At 66.4% G+C, this 16,387-nt stretch carries 17 protein-coding genes; 11 read left to right on the forward strand and 6 right to left on the reverse strand.

Translation table 11 applies throughout. The annotated features are described in order from the left end of the window. Positions 1–58 precede the first annotated feature (58 nt). A complete protein-coding gene (locus BAU07_RS15870) occupies positions 59–1,078 on the reverse strand; it encodes a Bug family tripartite tricarboxylate transporter substrate binding protein (RefSeq protein WP_066659472.1) in 1,020 nt (339 codons plus the stop codon). 296 nt (positions 1,079–1,374) lie between these two features. On the opposite strand from BAU07_RS15870, the gene BAU07_RS27175 reads away from it, so the two are divergent. From BAU07_RS27175 to BAU07_RS15880, 3 genes are all read left to right on the forward strand, one after another. Beyond that, complete coding sequence (locus tag BAU07_RS27175) at positions 1,375–1,533, forward strand: hypothetical protein (protein WP_157122254.1); 159 nt, start codon at positions 1,375–1,377, stop codon at positions 1,531–1,533. Positions 1,534–1,702: 169 nt separating this feature from the next. Then, positions 1,703–2,002 (forward strand): DUF2513 domain-containing protein, encoded by a 300-nt coding sequence (locus BAU07_RS15875; protein ID WP_066659474.1) that lies wholly within the window; start codon positions 1,703–1,705, stop codon positions 2,000–2,002. Beyond that, positions 1,986–2,504 carry a GNAT family N-acetyltransferase gene (locus tag BAU07_RS15880; RefSeq protein WP_232338143.1) on the forward strand — a complete coding sequence of 173 codons (519 nt, stop codon included), beginning with the start codon at positions 1,986–1,988 and terminating at the stop codon, positions 2,502–2,504. Before BAU07_RS15875 ends, BAU07_RS15880 begins: the two co-directional genes overlap by 17 nt. 8 nt (positions 2,505–2,512) lie before the next feature. Here the strand turns inward: BAU07_RS15880 and BAU07_RS15885 are convergent, their stop codons facing one another. Continuing rightward, positions 2,513–4,369, reverse strand: coding sequence for a phosphoenolpyruvate carboxykinase (GTP) (locus BAU07_RS15885; RefSeq protein ID WP_066659475.1), 1,857 nt, complete (start codon positions 4,367–4,369; stop codon positions 2,513–2,515). Positions 4,370–4,695: 326 nt separating this feature from the next. On the opposite strand from BAU07_RS15885, the gene BAU07_RS15890 reads away from it, so the two are divergent. The 6 genes from BAU07_RS15890 to BAU07_RS15915 all read left to right on the forward strand — a co-directional run bounded on the left by BAU07_RS15890 (position 4,696) and on the right by BAU07_RS15915 (position 10,319). Beyond that, positions 4,696–5,547: a DeoR/GlpR family DNA-binding transcription regulator gene (locus BAU07_RS15890; RefSeq protein WP_157122256.1), complete on the forward strand. Its 852-nt coding sequence runs from the start codon at positions 4,696–4,698 to the stop codon at positions 5,545–5,547. After that, positions 5,544–7,139: a glycerol-3-phosphate dehydrogenase/oxidase gene (locus tag BAU07_RS15895; RefSeq protein ID WP_066659477.1), complete on the forward strand. Its 1,596-nt coding sequence runs from the start codon at positions 5,544–5,546 to the stop codon at positions 7,137–7,139. Before BAU07_RS15890 ends, BAU07_RS15895 begins: the two co-directional genes overlap by 4 nt. Before the next feature lie 189 nt (positions 7,140–7,328). Further along, positions 7,329–8,321, forward strand: coding sequence for an aldo/keto reductase (locus BAU07_RS15900; RefSeq protein ID WP_198168934.1), 993 nt, complete (start codon positions 7,329–7,331; stop codon positions 8,319–8,321). Position 8,322: 1 nt separating this feature from the next. After that, on the forward strand, positions 8,323–8,850 hold the full coding sequence (locus BAU07_RS15905) for a YbaK/prolyl-tRNA synthetase associated domain-containing protein (RefSeq protein ID WP_066659481.1): 528 nt from the start codon (positions 8,323–8,325) through the stop codon (positions 8,848–8,850). Positions 8,851–8,854: 4 nt separating this feature from the next. Beyond that, positions 8,855–9,631, forward strand: a complete 777-nt coding sequence (locus BAU07_RS15910) for an NRDE family protein (RefSeq protein ID WP_066659484.1) — start codon at positions 8,855–8,857, stop codon at positions 9,629–9,631. A gap of 256 nt (positions 9,632–9,887) precedes the next feature. Continuing rightward, positions 9,888–10,319 carry a carboxypeptidase-like regulatory domain-containing protein gene (locus tag BAU07_RS15915; RefSeq protein ID WP_066659486.1) on the forward strand — a complete coding sequence of 144 codons (432 nt, stop codon included), beginning with the start codon at positions 9,888–9,890 and terminating at the stop codon, positions 10,317–10,319. Positions 10,320–10,370: 51 nt separating this feature from the next. Here BAU07_RS15915 and arfB read toward each other — a convergent pair whose 3' ends face one another. Further along, on the reverse strand, positions 10,371–10,793 hold the full coding sequence (gene arfB / locus BAU07_RS15920) for an alternative ribosome rescue aminoacyl-tRNA hydrolase ArfB (RefSeq protein WP_066659487.1): 423 nt from the start codon (positions 10,791–10,793) through the stop codon (positions 10,371–10,373). Between the two features lie 151 nt (positions 10,794–10,944). On the opposite strand from arfB, the gene BAU07_RS15925 reads away from it, so the two are divergent. Both BAU07_RS15925 and trxA read left to right on the forward strand, forming a co-directional pair. Next, positions 10,945–11,982: an LLM class flavin-dependent oxidoreductase gene (locus BAU07_RS15925; protein ID WP_066659489.1), complete on the forward strand. Its 1,038-nt coding sequence runs from the start codon at positions 10,945–10,947 to the stop codon at positions 11,980–11,982. Between the two features lie 120 nt (positions 11,983–12,102). Further along, entirely contained in the window at positions 12,103–12,489 is a 387-nt protein-coding gene (gene trxA, locus BAU07_RS15930; RefSeq protein ID WP_066659491.1) for a thioredoxin, read from the forward strand. 35 nt (positions 12,490–12,524) lie between these two features. Here trxA and BAU07_RS15935 read toward each other — a convergent pair whose 3' ends face one another. The 3 genes from BAU07_RS15935 to BAU07_RS15945 form a co-directional block, all read right to left on the reverse strand. Further along, positions 12,525–13,133: an IMPACT family protein gene (locus BAU07_RS15935; RefSeq protein ID WP_066659493.1), complete on the reverse strand. Its 609-nt coding sequence runs from the start codon at positions 13,131–13,133 to the stop codon at positions 12,525–12,527. Between the two features lie 2 nt (positions 13,134–13,135). Further along, entirely contained in the window at positions 13,136–14,413 is a 1,278-nt protein-coding gene (locus BAU07_RS15940) for an MFS transporter (protein ID WP_066659495.1), read from the reverse strand. A 215-nt stretch (positions 14,414–14,628) separates the two neighbouring features. Beyond that, positions 14,629–16,233, reverse strand: a complete 1,605-nt coding sequence (locus tag BAU07_RS15945) for an ABC-F family ATPase (RefSeq protein ID WP_066659497.1) — start codon at positions 16,231–16,233, stop codon at positions 14,629–14,631. Between the last annotated feature and the right edge of the window lie 154 nt (positions 16,234–16,387).

Raw genomic sequence — 16,387 nt, forward strand, 5'->3', positions numbered from 1 at the left:
ATGGCGCGCCCGGCCGGGCTGGACGCACGCCTGCGGCCGCTGCCGGCCGCCCGTGCTGTTATTCCGTCTTGATATTGGCTGCCTTGATCGCGCCTGCGTAGCGCTGCGCTTCATCGTCGATCGCGGCCGCATACCCCTTGGGCGAACCGCCCACGGGCTCGATGCCGAGCGTGCTGAACTGCTTGATCACGGCCGGGTCCTTGACCGCCTTGGCGATCTCTGCGCTGACCCGTTGCACCGCGTAGTCGGGCACGCCGGTGGCCGCCAGCGCGCCGACCGTCACGGCGAAGTTGAAGCCGGGCAGGATCTCCGCGATGGCCGGGATGTCCGGCGCCAGCGCCGAGCGCTTGCCGCCGTTCGTGGCCAGTATCTTCACCTGGCCCTTGTCGGCGAAGCCGGACAGAGAAGGCAGCGCCGCGAAAACGACTTCGACCTGGTTGCCGACCAGCGCGGGCACGGACTGCCCCGAGCCGCGGAAAGGCACGTGCGTCAACGTGGTGTGCAGGCCCAGGGCTAGCGCTTCCATCGTCAGGTGATGCGAGCTGCCGACGCCGGAAGAGCCGTAATTCATCTTGCCCGGCGCGGCCTGCGCGCGCTCGACGAATTGCTGCAGCGTCGTAATGCCGGTCTGCGCGCTGGTCGCCAGGAACAGCGGCGACGTGGCGATCAGCGAGACGGGGACAAAGTCCCGTTTCGGATCGTAGGCCAGGTCTTTGTACAAGGTCGGGTTGATGGACATCATCGAGCCGTCCGTGACCAGGTAGGTATAGCCGTCGCGCGGGCTGCTCATGAGCGCCTGCGCGGCGATGACGCCATTCGCGCCCGGCTTGTTCTCGACGACCACGGACTGGCCAAGGCTGGAGGTGACGCGCTGCGCAACGACGCGCGCAACCGTGTCGGGCAGCCCACCGGCCGCATACGGCACGATGAAACGGATCGCATGGGATGGAAACTGCGACGCGGTTTCGGCCGCGCGCGCAGTACAGCAAATCAGGGCGATGGCCGCGGCCGCCGCGAGCGCGTGCAGGGTACGGCGCGCCCCCGGGCCAGGCCAGGCGGCCGTGCAACGGATAGTCATGTCTGTCTCCTCGATGTGTTTCGCGTCTTTCGATGGCCGGCATGCGTCGGGCAGGCCGGTGAGCGCGTGGCCGAATAATATTAGAGAGCTAAGCAAATTTCAAGCGGCAACACGTGCGCATCGGCTGCCCTACGGAGACGCATCGCGCGCGGCAGCGCCCGGTCCACACCGCCTGTCCGTGTGGGTGCAGGCGTCACCGCGCCCGATTGAATAGAATCGGTCTTTGCGTATCGCCTGCCCTCGCGGCCGTCGGCGTGAATGACATATCGGCGTTGCGACATGCGTGGAACATGCATATGGAAACAGAGAACAAGCCCGGGCTTGCGCTGGCAGCGATCTTGATCGCGCTGCTGTTGAACGGCTGCGCCGCGAGCACCGGCGAGCGCGTGAACGGGGATGCCTGGCGGTACGGCTTCCGCTACGCCGGGCCGGATTACCCGGATACGGGTCGTTGACACGCACGATGCCGAGCGGGCGCGCGCGGTGGTACCGCGTCACGGAAGAGTCATCGCCGGGCGCCGCCACGATGCATCGGCAACCGGCGTCGCGAACGGCGCGCACGCGAGGCGCATCTGTTAACGTGTGCGGATGCGCCGATCCGGCGCCAACCTGAGAGGTGTCGCCATGCAACGCAATTTCGACCTGGTCGTAACCATCCTGGGTGCTTTCCGTGACGCCGAGGCGCCCGTCCTGAGCGGACGCGACGTGACGGCCGCGTTGCAGGAACTGGATATGGAGGAGGCCACGCCGGAGTCCGTCAGCCACCATCTGGAACTGCTGGCCGATGCCGGCCTGGCCAGGAAGCTGACCGAAGGTACTTCGGGACAGGACGCCATGTGGCGCATCACATGGAAGGGCTACGACGCCCTGGAGCAGGACGAGGAAGACGAGGACGAGGACGAGGACCTTGACCTGGACGACTGAAGCGCCAACCGGTGCGGGGCCCCGGAAGGAAGGCCCCGCGCCGGCGGACGCGGCTATCGCATTGGAAGCGCCTGGACAGCCCGATGTGATCGCCCTGCTGGCCGAGGCGGACGCCTATCTGCACGCGCTCTACCCGGCGGAGAGCAACCACATCCTGGATATACACGCGCTGGAGCGGCCTGGCATCGATTTCTTCGTTGCGCGCCGTGGCGGTGCCGTGCTGGGCTGCTGCGCGCTGGTTCCGGCTGCCGATGGCAGTGCCGAAATCAAGCGGATGTTCGTGGCGCCCAGCGCGCGCGGACGCCGGCTGGGACGGCAGTTGCTCGAACGACTGGAAAGCCGGGCGCTACGGCGCGGCATCGCCACGCTGAGACTCGAAACGGGGATCTACCAGCCGGAGGCGCTGAGCCTGTACCGGCGCAGCGGGTACCGGGACATCCCGCCTTTCGGCGACTATGGCCCGGACCCGCTCAGCGTCTTCATGGAAAAGACGCTGAGCTGAGGCAGGCCTCAGGCGGCCAGCCGTGCCTCGATGCGCTGCCGCGTGGCCGGCAAGGACTCGGGCAGGCGCTCGGACAACTGCGTGAACAGCGCTTCGTGCAGGGCCAGTTCATCACGCCAGGCCGAAGCGTCGATATGCGTTACGAGCTCGAACTTCTCCGGACCGAAATCCAGGCCGGTCCAATCGAGGTCCTCGTAGCGCGGCGTGACGCCGAATACATGCTCCTTGCCCTGGGCCTTGCCGTCGATGCGTTCCAGCATCCACTTGAGGACCCGCATGTTCTCGCCGAAACCGGGCCAGACGAATTTGCCATCCGGTCCCTTGCGGAACCAGTTGACGCAGTAGAAGCGCGGCAAGGTGGCGCCGCGCTGGCGCAGCTTCTCGCCCAGGGCCAGCCAGTGCTGGAAGTAGTCGCTCATGTTGTAGCCGCAGAACGGCAGCATGGCGAAGGGATCCCGGCGCACCACGCCCTGCTGCCCGGCGGCGGCGGCGGTGGTTTCCGACCCCATGGTGGCGGCCATATAGACGCCCTCTTCCCAGTCTCGGGCTTCGGTCACCAGCGGCACCGTGGTCGAACGACGTCCACCGAATATGAACGCGTCGATGACCACGCCCTGCGGGTTCTCCCATTCGTCATCGATGGACGGACACTGCGCCGCCGGCGCGGTGAAGCGGGCATTCGGATGCGCCGCCTTGCGGCCCGTTTCCTTGGCGATCTGCGGCGTCCAGTCCTGCCCTTGCCAGTCCATCAGGTGTGCGGGCGGCGTATCCGTCATGCCCTCCCACCACACGTCGCCATCATCGGTCAGGGCCACATTGGTGAAGATGACATTGGCGCGCAAGGTCGCCATCGCGTTGTAATTGGTCTGCTCGCTGGTGCCCGGCGCCACGCCGAAATAGCCGGCCTCCGGATTGATGGCATGCAGCTTCCCATCCGCGCCGGGCTTGATCCATGCAATGTCGTCGCCGATGGTGCTGACTTTCCAGCCTTGCAACCCCTGCGGGGGGATGAGCATGGCGAAATTGGTCTTGCCGCAGGCGGAGGGGAATGCCGCCGCCACATGGTACTTGCGGCCTTCCGGGGAGGTCACGCCCAGGATCAGCATGTGCTCGGCCAGCCAGCCCTCGTCGCGGCCCATCGTGGACGCGATGCGCAACGCGAAGCACTTCTTGCCCAGCAGCGCGTTGCCGCCATAGCCGGAGCCGAAGCTCCAGATCTCGCGCGTCTCGGGAAAATGGACGATGTACTTGGTGGGATTGCACGGCCACGGCACATCTGCCTCACCAGCGGCCAGCGGCTTGCCCACGGTATGCACGCAAGGCACGAACTCGCCGTCGTCGCCCAGCACGTCGTACACGGCGCGCCCCATGCGCGTCATGATGCGCATGCTGACCACCACATAGGGGCTGTCGGTAAGCTCCACGCCGATGTGCGAGATGGGCGAACCCAGCGGCCCCATGGAAAAGGGCACCACATACAGCGTGCGGCCCCGCATGGCGCCGTCGAACAGGCCGTTCAGCGTGGCCCGCATCTCGCCGGGGGCGGCCCAGTTATTGGTGGGCCCGGCATCTTCCTCGCGCTCGCTACAGATGAAGGTGCGGTCTTCCACACGTGCGACATCGCCCGGATCGGACCACGCCAGATAGGAATTGGGCCGCTTCTCCGGATTGAGCCGGCGCAAGGTGCCGGCCTCGACCATCTGGGCGCAAAGCCGATCGTTCTCTTCCTGCGAACCATCGCACCAGACGACGCGATCCGGCTTGGCAAGCGCCGCGAATTCCCCGACCCAGTCCACCAGCCTGCGGTGCCGTATGTGGGCCGGCACATCGAGCGCGGCGACGAGTCCATCCAGGGGTCGGTTCATGGCGTATCTCCTTATCTATAGCTAATAGTCGAAATCTGGCGCGGCGCCGGGGCACCGATAGGTCCGGGCGGAAACCGCCCGCGCGGTCATCAGGGTGTCATGACAGTGCCCCATGCCGCGTTGCATATCGGGCGATCATACCCGGCGACGTGCCAGCACCGTCAACCCACCACATGGGGGAACCGGACTGCGGGACAGGATATGAGGGCGAGATACGGGCCTGCCGTGTCAAATTGAGCCATTACGTCACGGACTGCTAGCCCCTCTTTTCGATTTCGTTCGTTTTGCGAAATAACGCGCTCGAAAAAGCGCTTTCATTTTCGTTTATGTTGTTTTATGATGATGACATGGACCTGAATCCGCGACAACTCGCCTTGGCAGATGCTGTCAGGCAGCAGGGTGCGGTCACCATCGAAGAACTGGCGCAGCGCTTCGGCGTGACCCTGCAGACCGTGCGTCGCGACGTGGGATTGCTCGCGCGCGCCGGCCTGCTGGCCCGCTTCCATGGCGGCGTGCGTGTCGCGGCATCCACCACGGAGAACATCGCCTACCAGCAACGCCAGGTGGTCAATGCGGAAGGCAAGCGCCGCATCGGCGAAGCCGTCGCACGCCGGGTGCCGGACGGCTGCTCCCTGATCCTGAACATCGGCACGACCACGGAAGCCATCGCCCGCGCGCTGCTTCGGCATCGCGGGCTGCGCGTCATCACCAACAACCTGCATGTGGCGGACATCCTGGCCGCCAATCCGGATTGCGAGGTCATCGTCGCGGGCGGCGTGATGCGTCCGAGCGACCGCGCCGTCGTCGGCGAAGCCGCCACGGCTTTCATCCGGCAATTCAAGGTGGACATAGGCGTGATCGGCATCTCCGGCATCGAGCCCGACGGCACGCTGCGCGACTATGACCTGCGCGAGGTCAGCGTGGCGCGCGCCATCATTGCGCAGTCGCGGGAGGTCTGGCTGGCCGCCGACAGCAGCAAGTTCGAGCGTCGCGCCATGGTCGAAGTCGCGCATGTCTCACGCATCAGCCGCTTGTTCACCGATCGGCAAGTCCCCTCTTCCCTGGCCGAGCTCCTGCGCGACGCCGGCGTTCACTGCGAGATCGCCGACACATTGCAGCAGCAGGCTGTCGACGGCGGCACGCCGCAAGCCTCCCCCGCATCCCAGGCAACACCATGACCCTCCCTTCCCGCACGCCCCCCTCCCGCGACCGCCTGCTGGCGCAGTTGGATTCCGCCCAACCCTGGGACGTCATCGTCATCGGCGGCGGCGCCACCGGCCTGGGCACGGCGGTGGACGCCGCCGCGCGCGGCTATCGCACCCTGCTGATCGAGGCGGCGGATTTCGCCAAGGGCACCTCCAGCAAGGCCACCAAGCTGGTGCATGGCGGCGTGCGCTACCTGGCGCAGGGCAACATCAGCCTGGTTCGCGAAGCACTGCACGAACGCGGGTTGCTGGGCCGCAACGCGCCGCATGTGGTCTGGCCCCTGGGTTTCGTGGTACCCGCCTACAACCTGCTGGAGCGGCCCTTCTACGGCACCGGCATGAAGATGTACGACCTGCTGGCGGGGAGGCTGAACCTGGCGCCGAGCCGCATGCTGTCCCGTGCCGAAACCCTGGCCGATGCCCCCACGCTGGCGCCGGAGGTGAACGGGCGGCGGCTGCGGGGCGGAGTGCGCTACTACGACGGCCAGTTCGACGACGCCCGGCTGGCGGTCTCGCTGATGCGTACCCTGTTCGATCTCGGGGGCATCGCCATCAACTACATGCCCGCCACCGGCTTGAACCAGAGCAAGGGCCGCATCGACGGCGTGACGGCGCGCGATGCATTGACCGGGACCAGCTTCGTGCTGCACGCGAAGTGCGTGGTCAATGCCGCCGGGGTATGGGTCGACGAGATCCGGCACATGGAAAGCCGTGCCGCCACGGGCATCGTCGCACCGAGCCAGGGCGTGCACCTGACGCTGCCGCACGATTTCCTGCCCGGCAAGAACGCCATCCTGATCCCCAAGACCGATGACGGCCGCGTGCTGTTCGTTGTGCCGTGGAATGGCCATACCATCGTCGGCACCACCGATGTGCCGCGGGCCGACCTACCGCTCGAGCCGGAGGCCAGTTCACAGGACATCGACTTCATCCTGCGCACGGCCGGACGCTACCTCAGCCGCAAGCCGACGCGTTCCGATGTGACCAGCGTATGGGCAGGCCTGCGGCCGCTCGTGAAGGCGGGTGGCGAAGGTGCGACCAAGACACTGTCGCGCGAGCACACCATTTTGGTGTCGCCGGGGGGACTGATCACGGTAACGGGCGGCAAATGGACCACCTACCGGCGCATGGCGCAGGACGTCATGGATACCGCTGCGCGGGAACACATGCTGCCCCACGCCCCGTGCCGGACCGAGCAATTGGCGCTGCACGGCGCGCCCGGCGCACCGGCCGGCATGACCTCCCCCGGCACGCCGGACGCGTACTATGGCAGCGACCTGCCTGCGCTGCGCGCGCTGGCGGGTGCCGACCGCATGCTGATCGCGGCCAGCGCCCTGACCGAAGCCCACGTCCGCTACGCCGCTCGTTTCGAGCTGGCGCGCAGCGCCGAAGACGTGCTGGCCCGTCGCAACCGGGCGCTGTTCCTGGATAGCGGCGCGGCGCTGCGGGCCGCTCCCGAGGTCGCGCGCATCCTCGCCGAGGAACTGGGGCACGATGCCGCCTGGCAGCGGCGCACGGTGGCGGATTTCGAGCAGACCGCGCAACGGTACCGACTGGCGTCCTGATGCGGGCACGCATGGCCGGGGCAAGCCGCCTTCCGGTATGGACAGCGCTCAAGTCGCTGCGATCCGGATATCGGGCGTAGAATCGGCGCGATTCACGACGGTTCGGCGGCGCCGGCACGGCACCGCCCGCTTGCACAATCCCGAACGCGCCGGCCGGCGCGCCGCCTTCCCGGAGAACGCACGATGTCCATGCCCCAGATCAAGTTCGGCCGTACCGGCCTGAAGGTTTCCCGCCTCGCGCTCGGCACCATGACCTTCGGCCTGCAAACCGAAGAAACCGTCGCCGACCGCATCCTCGACAAGGCCACGGACGCCGGCATCAATCTCCTGGATACGGCCGACGTCTATCCCTTGGGCGGTACGCCCGACACGGTGGGGCGCACCGAGGAAATCGTCGGCCGCTGGCTGACCGGCAAGCGTTCGCGCTTCATCCTCGCCACCAAGGCCGTCGGTGTCATGGGGCCGCAGGAATGGGAGCGTGGCGCTTCGCGCAAGCACCTGCTGGACGCCATCGACGCTTCTCTCAAGCGCCTGCAAACGGACTACGTCGACCTGTACCAACTGCACTCGGACGATAGCGACACGCCGCTGGATGAAACCCTGGAAGCGCTGGACGTCATCGTCAAGTCGGGCCGCGCGCGCTATATCGGAGTGTCGAACTTCCTTGCATGGAGGCTGGCGACGGCGCTGGGACGTTCCGAGCTGCATCGGCTGACGCGTTTCGTTTCGGTGCAGCCGCGCTACAGCCTGCTGTTCCGGGAAATCGAGCGGGAATTGCTGCCGCTGTGCGAGGCGGAGAACCTGGCGGTAATTCCTTACAACCCGCTGGCCGGCGGCCTGCTGACCGGCAAGCACCAGCCGAACAGCGCGCCCACGCCGGGCACACGGTTCACCCTGGGCACCGCGGGCGGCCGCTACCAGGATCGTTACTGGAATGACCGCGCCTTCGAAAGCGTCGAGGCCCTGCGTCGTGTGGCGGCCGAAGCCGGCGTATCGCTGACCACCTTGTCGCTGGCCTGGGTGCTGGCGAATCCGGCCATTACCGCGCCCTTGCTGGGAGCCAGCAAGCCCGAGCAACTGGACGATACCCTCGCCGCGGTCGAATACAAGCTCGCGCCCGATCTCAAGGCCAGGCTCGATACGTTGACGCATGAATACCGCTATGGCGACTCGGTGCGGTGATATGCAGATCCACGAGCGCCTGACGGCGCTGCTGGACGAACGGGGCATCGGTTACCGCCTTCTGCGCCACGCCGCCGAAGGCCGCTCCGAAGCGGTCGCCGCGCTGCGTGGCACGGCGGTCGGCCAGGGCGCCAAGGCGCTGGTGTGCCGCGTCAAGCTGACGTCGACCCAGCGCGCGCACGTCCTCGCCGTGTTCCCCGCCGACAAGCAGGCCGACCTGGAAGCGATCGCGCGCGCGGTCGGCGGCAAAAAGGCCGCGCTGGCATCGCGCGACCTGGCGCGCGAACTCACCGGCTGCGAGATCGGCGCGATCCCGCCCTTCGTATTCAACGAGGACCTTTCGCTGCTGGTCGACGCCACGCTGGGCCGGCGGCATGAGGAAATCGTGTTCAACGCGGGGCGGCTCGATACCTCGATCATCATGCGCGCGCAGGACTATCTGGCCCTGGCGCAACCCAGGATCGCGGCAATTGCACGCGACGGCGACCGGGTGGAAAGCCCGACCGACATTCCCTCTACTGCGCATTGAAGCCATGTGCCTGGCCGTCCTCGCGATTCGTACACTGTCCGACATACCGGTCGTCATTGCGGCCAACCGCGACGAGTACCACGCGCGTCCCACCACCGCGGCGGGCCCCTGGCCGGAAGCGCCGGACATCATCGCGGGGCGCGACCTGCAGTCGGGCGGCACCTGGATGGGCATGACCACCGGCGGGCGCTACGCGCTCGTGACGAACTACCGCGATCCCATGACCATCCGGCCCGGCACGCCGTCACGCGGCCAGCTCGTCGCGGACTTCCTGCGCGGCGATACGCCCCCGGCCGCGTATGCCGCGGCCATCCAGGAGACCGGTGAGGCGTACAACGGCTTCAACCTCATCGTGGGCGACACGCGCGATACCTGGTATTACAGCAACCGCGGCGGACCCGCGCGCGCGCTGGAACCCGGCATCTACGCCTTGTCGAATCACCTGCTCGACACGCCATGGCCCAAGCTGGCCCGCACCAAGGCGGCCTTTGCCCACGTGCTGCGGGCCACGCCCCAGCCTGACGTCGACGCATTGTTCCAGGCCCTGGCGGATCGCTCCGTGGCGGCCGACGCCGAACTGCCCGACACGGGCGTCGGCCTGGAACGCGAACGCTTCCTGAGCAGCGCCTTCATCGTCGGCTTGACCTATGGGACGCGGTCCTCGACCGTGATGGCCATCGACGGGCGCCGCTGCCACCTGCATGAACAACGCTTCGGGCCCGACGGATCGGCGAGTGGCCGTTCGGACTGGAGTTTTGAATTACGCAGTGCACAGTCCTGAAGCGCGCGCGGCGAACGCGTGATGCTGCCTTGGTTGAAGACACCCGCGCGGTTTCCTGCGATGACGGGTGCTGGAGATTTCCCCCTGGACATCGAGGCGCCGCCAGGCGTCCCGCACCGCGTCCCAGAACTTTCGCGGCGCCCGGGTATCCAAGCGAATGTGCGGCGGGTACATGGCTTGCGTCAGACGCCTGTCGCGCATTCCGAAACCGATGCAATGCAAGGAAGCATCCATGTCTTGATATGGGAGAAAAACGATGAATATGCTTCGATTCAACCGTCCGGTGCTGAGCGCCGTGGCCGCCGTGGTGTTGGCCGCTGGATGGTCGACCGCCCACGCCGAGCTGCCGCCCGTCCAGCAGCAGGGCAATGTGCAGTTCGTGTCCGGCGGTATCGGCTTGAATGAATCCGAATCGATGAAGGCCGCCGAAAAGGACTATCCGCTCGCGCTGGTGTTCGCGCAGCAGATGGACGGACAGAACGCCTACGCGGCCGACGTGCCGGTGACCATCACGGACAGCAAGGGCGCAACGGTCTTGCGGACCACGACCAACGGCCCCTATCTGCTGGTCAGGCTGCCGGCCGGACAGTACAGGATCACCTCCACCTTCAATGGCAAGGAATTGGTACGCCAGGCCACCGTGGGCGGGCCCGGCTCGCACACGCGCGCCGTATTCGAGTGGAAGTAAAGCGGGGCGCGCCGTGAGGCGGCCCAATTGCACTGGACGGGGCCGGCAGTCCTAGCCCGCATCGTCGCTGACCTTCCCGCGCAACTGCTTGGCCTGGCCGTGCCGCACCTTGCGCTGCACGCGCTGCCGCTGGGATGCCCGGGTCGGCCTTGTAGGCTTGCGCGGCTTGACCGGCCGCGCCACCGCCTCGATCATCGCCACCAATCGCGCCAGGGCCTCATGGCGGTTCTTTTCCTGGGTGCGATATGTCTGCGCCTTGATGACCACGACGCCGTCCTTGGTAATACGGCGGTCCCCGCTTTCCTGCAACGCCTGCTTGATCTCGTCAGGCAGTGACGACGCGCGGATATCGAACCGCAGATGCACCGCGCTGGATACCTTGTTGACGTTCTGGCCGCCCGCGCCCTGCGCGCGGATCATGCTGACTTCGATTTCTCGTTCGTCCAGGAAGATGTTGCTGGATATGGGAATCATGATGGCTGTATGAAAAATCCTGTCCGCCAGTCTACGCGTTTCATCGAGATAGGGAGGCGTATGGCGGACAACCCGACCGCCGGCGAGGTTGCTCGGGTACGCGCTTGAAATCGCCGATACACTGCCCCATCTATGAAGCGTGAGGAACGCCATGAAGCCTTTTTCAGAAATTCCATTCTCTGTCCTCGACCTTGCGCCCATCGCGCAGGGGCGCACCGCCGCGGACGCCTTTCGCAATACCGTGGCGCTGGCCAGGCATGTGGAGGCCCTGGGCTACAAGCGCTTCTGGCTGGCCGAACACCACAATATCAACGGCATCGCCAGCAGCGCGACGGCGGTATTGATCGGCCATGTGGCCGCGCATACACGCACTATCCGCGTGGGGTCCGGCGGCGTCATGCTGCCCAACCATGCGCCGCTGATCATCGCCGAACAATTCGGCACCCTGGAAACGCTGTTTCCCGGGCGCATCGACCTGGGGCTGGGCCGCGCCCCCGGCAGCGACGGCCTGACGCAGCGCGCGCTGCGGCGCGATGCACGCAGCGGCCTTGAATTTCCTGCATTGCTGGATGAGCTGCGCGCCTTCCTGCGCCCGGCGCACCCCACGCAGGCGGTACGGGCGATCCCGGGCGAAGGCCTGGATATTCCCATATGGCTGCTGGGCTCCAGCGACTACAGCGCGCGGCTGGCCGCCGAACTCGGCCTGCCCTTTTCCTTCGCCGGCCACTTTTCGCCGGACGGCATGGCGGCCATGCAGCTGTATCGGCATTTGTTCAAGCCTTCCGAAACCCTGGACAAGCCGTACGCGATGATAGGCGTGCCGGTCATCGCAGCCGATACGGACGAAGCGGCGCGCCGCCAGGCCACGACCCAGGAACAGAAATTCCTGTCGCTGATCCGCGGCCGACGTTTGCAATTGCAGCCGCCGGTCGAAGACATGTCGACGGTCTGGAACGATTGGGAGAAGGCCGCCGTGCAACAGAAGTTGGGCGCGGCCATTGTCGGCAGCCCGGAAACCGTCAAGCGCGAATTGCAGGCGCTGGTGGCACGCACACAGGCCGACGAGGTGATGATCGTTTCCGACTTTTACGAGCTCGACGATCGCCTGCGGTCCTATGAAATCCTGGCCGCCATCAAGCAATCGGACAGCGTCGCGCCGGACCATCCGGATCGCGCCGTTGCGCAATGAAACGGAGCCGTGCAAGGCAGGCGTTACCATGAACCCGCAGCCTGCCACCCGGCACGGCCTCATCCACCCAGAGCCCGCAGGCTCGCATTGGCCGCGCAATGCGCGGCAAGGACGCATCGAATGAGCATCGTCGAACTCACCAAGGATTCCTTCCAGGAAGCCATCCAACCCGACGGGACGCTGATCGTCGATTTCTGGGCCCCCTGGTGCGGCCCGTGCCGCGGCTTCGCGCCCGTGTTCGAAAAGGCGGCCGAAGACCATCCGGACGTCACCTTCGCGAAGGTCAATACCGACGTCGAACAGGAACTGGCGGGCGCATTGGGCATCCGTTCCATTCCCACGCTGATGGTCTTCCGTGAGCAGGTGCTGCTGTTTTCGCAACCTGGCGCCCTGTCCGCCGGTCAACTGAACGAGCTGCTGGGCAAGGTCAAGGAGCTGGACATGGACAAGGTCCACCAGGAAATCGCCGCCGCCCAAGACCAGGGCGCGCCGGACGATCAGGCCTGATTCCGCCTTGCAGGCCCTGGGGCGATCCGTCCGCTTCAGCGGTCCCCGCCCATGGGCGGGTCCATTATTCGCAAAGGCGCCTGTCCCCGGCTGAGATTCGCCACCCAATCGCGCAACCCGTCCACGGCCGGCCGGGGAATCGATAGCGTCAGCGTGGCGCCGGCGGCACCGAAGCTTTCTTCCACGATACTGGCTCCGGCCTGTGCCAGCCTGGCCTTCAGGTGCTGCAGGTCGCCGAACGGGCAGGTACAGGTCGCCATTACTGCATCCACGATTTCCAGGCGCGCCGCGAGCCGCAGGCAATTGGACGCGGTGCCGCCATAGGCGCGCACCAGTCCGCCGGTGCCCAGGTTGATGCCGCCGTACCAGCGCGTGACAACGACGGCGACGCGGTCGCAATCCTGGCCTTCGATGGCTTGCAGGATGGGGCGGCCGGCGGTGCCTCCCGGTTCCCCATCGTCGCTGAAACGGTAGGCCTGCCCGATGCGGTAGGCCCAGCAGTTGTGCGTGGCGGCCGCGTCGCTGTGCGCGGCAATGAAGGCCAGCGCGGCCTGGGGATCGGCCGCCGGGCCGGCCTGGGCCAGGAAGACGCTTTTCTTGACCGTCTCCCGGTACACATGCGATGCGGCCAGCGTGCTCGGCACGGTCAGTCGCCACCCGCCGGGACGGCATGCGCGCTGGAAAGCGGTGCAAGCTGGGCGACGGGACGCGGCGCCTCGAGTCCTGCCGCCGTACTTGCCGAACGCTGTAGCGCCAGGGCAATCGCCATGGCGACCGCAGCCGACATGGCGGCGAAGACGAAGATCGCCGGATAGGAAAAACCGGCCACGATAAGGCCCGCGACCGGTCCCGTGATTCCCAGGGACAGGTCCAGGAACGCCGAGTACGCGCCCAATGCGGCGCCACGATTGCCGGCCGGCACCCGGTTCACCGCCTCCACGCCCAGCGAGGGGAAAACCAGCGAGAACCCGAAGCCCGCGAGGGCGGCACCGGCCAGCGCCATCCAGGGCGAGACCGCCACCCAAAGCAGCAACAGCCCCAGGATCTCGACGGCGATGGAGCCGATGGCGACGCGAAAGCCGCCGAAACGGCGAATGGTGCCACCGAGCAGCAACCGGGCGCCAATGAAGAAGCAGCCGAACACGCTCAACGACAGTGCGGCGCCGTCCCAATGATGAGCGGCGTAGTAGAGCGTCACGAAGGCGGCGATCGAGCCGAAACCCACCGACGCCAGGCCCAACGCCATGCCGTGCGGCAGGACCCGGGCCACGACCTGGGTGAACGCCATGCGCGCACCGCCCACGACGGCCACCCCGGCGCGTGGCGCGGCCAGCGCGAGGCCCAGGAGGCCGGCGGCGAGCACCGCGGCCCCCACGGCACCGAAACCCCAGTGAGCCTGCAACTGCACGCCCAGGGGCGCACCGATGGCCAGGGCGCCATAGGTGCTGATGCCGTTCCAGGAAATGACCTTGGCGGTATGGACCGATCCAACCCGCCCGATTCCCCATGTGATGCAGCCCGTGCCCACCCAGCTTTCGCCGAAGCCCAGCACCAGCCGGCTCGCCATGAGCGCGGCCAGGCCCAGCGCAGGCCGGTCCGCCAGCGCATGCGCCAGCAGCAGGAACACTCCGCTCGCCGCGCACGCCACCAGCCCGATCATGACGGTCTGCTTCGGCCCGACGGTATCGGCCATCCGGCCGGCATGCGAGCGGCTGAGGAGCGTCGCAAGGTACTGCACGCTGATCACCAGGCCGGCGAGCACGGAGCCGTATCCCAGGCCGTCGTGGACGTAGCCCGGCAACACGGCCATGGGAAGACCGATGACCAGATAGCACAGAAAGGTAAAAAAGACGACGGAGAGGACTTGCAGGGTGACGGCGGGGCCGCCAAGGCGTCGGGAAGGAGCGGTCGAGGGGGGCAACATAAGGGCGATCACGAGAGCAACCCCCAGGAGCGATGCACGGGGCGTGGAGGGCTACCTAGGGTTTTCCCGAATGATACCGCATGGCCGCGAAGGGGGGCGCACTGCACAAAAAATCCAACATCCCGGGACGGGCGGCCGCTGAGCCCGGTGGCCCCCCTTCCCTGTCGCGACCCCGCCGCTGCCTCCGAGCCGCGTCCCTCGCCGCGCCGGCTGCCTCAGGACTCGATGCCGCGCGAAGACAGGTAATCCTCGTATCCGCCGCGGTGGTCCACGATTTCTCCGGTCGGGAGAATTTCGATGACGCGCGTGGCCAGCCCCGACACGAACTCCCGGTCATGGGACACGAAGAACAAGGTGCCCTGGTATTTTTCGAGCGCGAACTGCAGCGATTCGATGGATTCCATGTCCAGGTGGTTGGTCGGCTCGTCCAGCAGCAGGACGTTGTGGCGGCCCAGCATCAGGCGGCCGAATGTCATGCGGTTCTTTTCGCCGCCCGACAAGACCTTGGGCGCCTTGGGCAGGTCGTCCGCGGAAAACAGCAGGCGCCCCAGCACTGAACGTATCGATTGGTCGTCGTCGCCCGCCTGGCGATACTGGCTCATCCAGTCGAACAGGTTGATATCGGTCTGCAGGAACTGGTCGGAAACGTCCTGGGCCATATAGCCCAGGTCGGCATTGTCCGACCACCGGATCGTGCCGGCGTCCGGCACCAGATCGCCGGCCAGCATGCGCAGCAGCGTGGTTTTCCCCACGCCGTTCGCGCCGACGATGGCGATTTTCTCGCCGGCATCGATCATCGCGGAAAAATCGCGGATCACCGGCGCGTCGTAGGATTTGCGCAGTTTCTCGACCGTCACGGCCAGGCGATGCATGACCTTGCTCTGCTCGAAACGGATGTAGGGATTCTGGCGGGACGACGGCTTTACCTCGACCTGCTCGGCCTTGATGCGGTCGATCTGCTTCAATCGTGAGGTGGCCTGCCGTGCCTTGGACTTATTGGCCGAGAACCGGCGCACGAAATCCTGCAATTCGGCGATGCGCTCCTTGGCCTTGGCGTTGCTGGAGGTCAGGCGTTCGCGCGCCTGGGTCGACGCCAGCATGTAGTCGTCGTAGTTCCCGGGGTAGATGCGGATCTCGCGATAATCCAGGTCGGCCATGTGCGTGCACACCTGGTTCAGGAAGTGCCGGTCGTGGCTGATGATGATCATCGTGCTCTGGTAGCCGTTGAGGATATCCTCAAGCCACCGGATGGTATTGATGTCCAGGTTGTTGGTGGGCTCGTCCAGCAGCAGCACGTCGGGGCTGGAAAACAGCGCCTGCGCCAGCAGCACGCGCAGTTTCCAGCCGGGCGCGATTTCCCGCATCGGCTGGTTGTGCTGCTCGACCTCGATGCCCAGGCCCAGCAGCAGCTCGCCCGCGCGCGCTTCCGCGGTATAGCCGTCGAATTCCGCGAACTTGGCTTCCAGGTCGGCGGCGCGCATGTAGTCGTCCTCCGACGCCTCGGCATTCGCATAAATGGCGTCGCGCTCCGACATGGCGGCCCACATTTCGGTGTGCCCCATCATCACCACGTCGAGGATACGGATGTCCTCGAACGCGAACTGGTCCTGGCGCAGCTTGCCCAGGCGCATGCCGGGTTCCAGCGACACGTTGCCTGAACTCGGTTCCAGGTCGCCGCCGATGATCTTCATGAAGGTCGACTTGCCGGATCCGTTGGCGCCGATCAGTCCATACCGGTTGCCCTCGCCGAATTTGACGCTGACGTTTTCGAATAGCGGCTTGGGACCGAACTGGATGGTGAGATTGGCAGTGGATATCACGGGGAGTCAGAAGAGAAGCAGAATGGGGCCGGAACGCGGGGTGCGCGACAAGGGCGCGTTGCGCCCAGGCCAAACCCGGTAGTGTACCGCTGCGCGGCGCGGCACGCCGTTGTCGGACCTGCGGCGTCGGTCCGTCAGATAGGCAATGGGTTGA

Source organism: Bordetella flabilis, from assembly GCF_001676725.1.
Classification (GTDB): domain Bacteria; phylum Pseudomonadota; class Gammaproteobacteria; order Burkholderiales; family Burkholderiaceae_B; genus Bordetella_C; species Bordetella_C flabilis.

Bases quoted from the DNA above. Each gene is read 5' to 3' on its own strand.
- BAU07_RS15870 (WP_066659472.1), bottom strand. From the start codon at position 1,078: ATGACTATCCGTTGCACGGCCGCCTGGCCTGGCCCGGGGGCGCGCCGT.
- BAU07_RS27175 (WP_157122254.1), top strand. From the start codon at position 1,375: ATGGAAACAGAGAACAAGCCCGGGCTTGCGCTGGCAGCGATCTTGATC.
- BAU07_RS15875 (WP_066659474.1), top strand. From the start codon at position 1,703: ATGCAACGCAATTTCGACCTGGTCGTAACCATCCTGGGTGCTTTCCGT.
- BAU07_RS15885 (WP_066659475.1), bottom strand. From the start codon at position 4,369: ATGAACCGACCCCTGGATGGACTCGTCGCCGCGCTCGATGTGCCGGCC.
- BAU07_RS15890 (WP_157122256.1), top strand. From the start codon at position 4,696: ATGTTGTTTTATGATGATGACATGGACCTGAATCCGCGACAACTCGCC.
- BAU07_RS15895 (WP_066659477.1), top strand. From the start codon at position 5,544: ATGACCCTCCCTTCCCGCACGCCCCCCTCCCGCGACCGCCTGCTGGCG.
- BAU07_RS15900 (WP_198168934.1), top strand. From the start codon at position 7,329: ATGCCCCAGATCAAGTTCGGCCGTACCGGCCTGAAGGTTTCCCGCCTC.
- BAU07_RS15905 (WP_066659481.1), top strand. From the start codon at position 8,323: ATGCAGATCCACGAGCGCCTGACGGCGCTGCTGGACGAACGGGGCATC.
- BAU07_RS15910 (WP_066659484.1), top strand. From the start codon at position 8,855: ATGTGCCTGGCCGTCCTCGCGATTCGTACACTGTCCGACATACCGGTC.
- BAU07_RS15915 (WP_066659486.1), top strand. From the start codon at position 9,888: ATGAATATGCTTCGATTCAACCGTCCGGTGCTGAGCGCCGTGGCCGCC.
- arfB (WP_066659487.1), bottom strand. From the start codon at position 10,793: ATGATTCCCATATCCAGCAACATCTTCCTGGACGAACGAGAAATCGAA.
- BAU07_RS15925 (WP_066659489.1), top strand. From the start codon at position 10,945: ATGAAGCCTTTTTCAGAAATTCCATTCTCTGTCCTCGACCTTGCGCCC.
- trxA (WP_066659491.1), top strand. From the start codon at position 12,103: ATGAGCATCGTCGAACTCACCAAGGATTCCTTCCAGGAAGCCATCCAA.
- BAU07_RS15940 (WP_066659495.1), bottom strand. From the start codon at position 14,413: ATGTTGCCCCCCTCGACCGCTCCTTCCCGACGCCTTGGCGGCCCCGCC.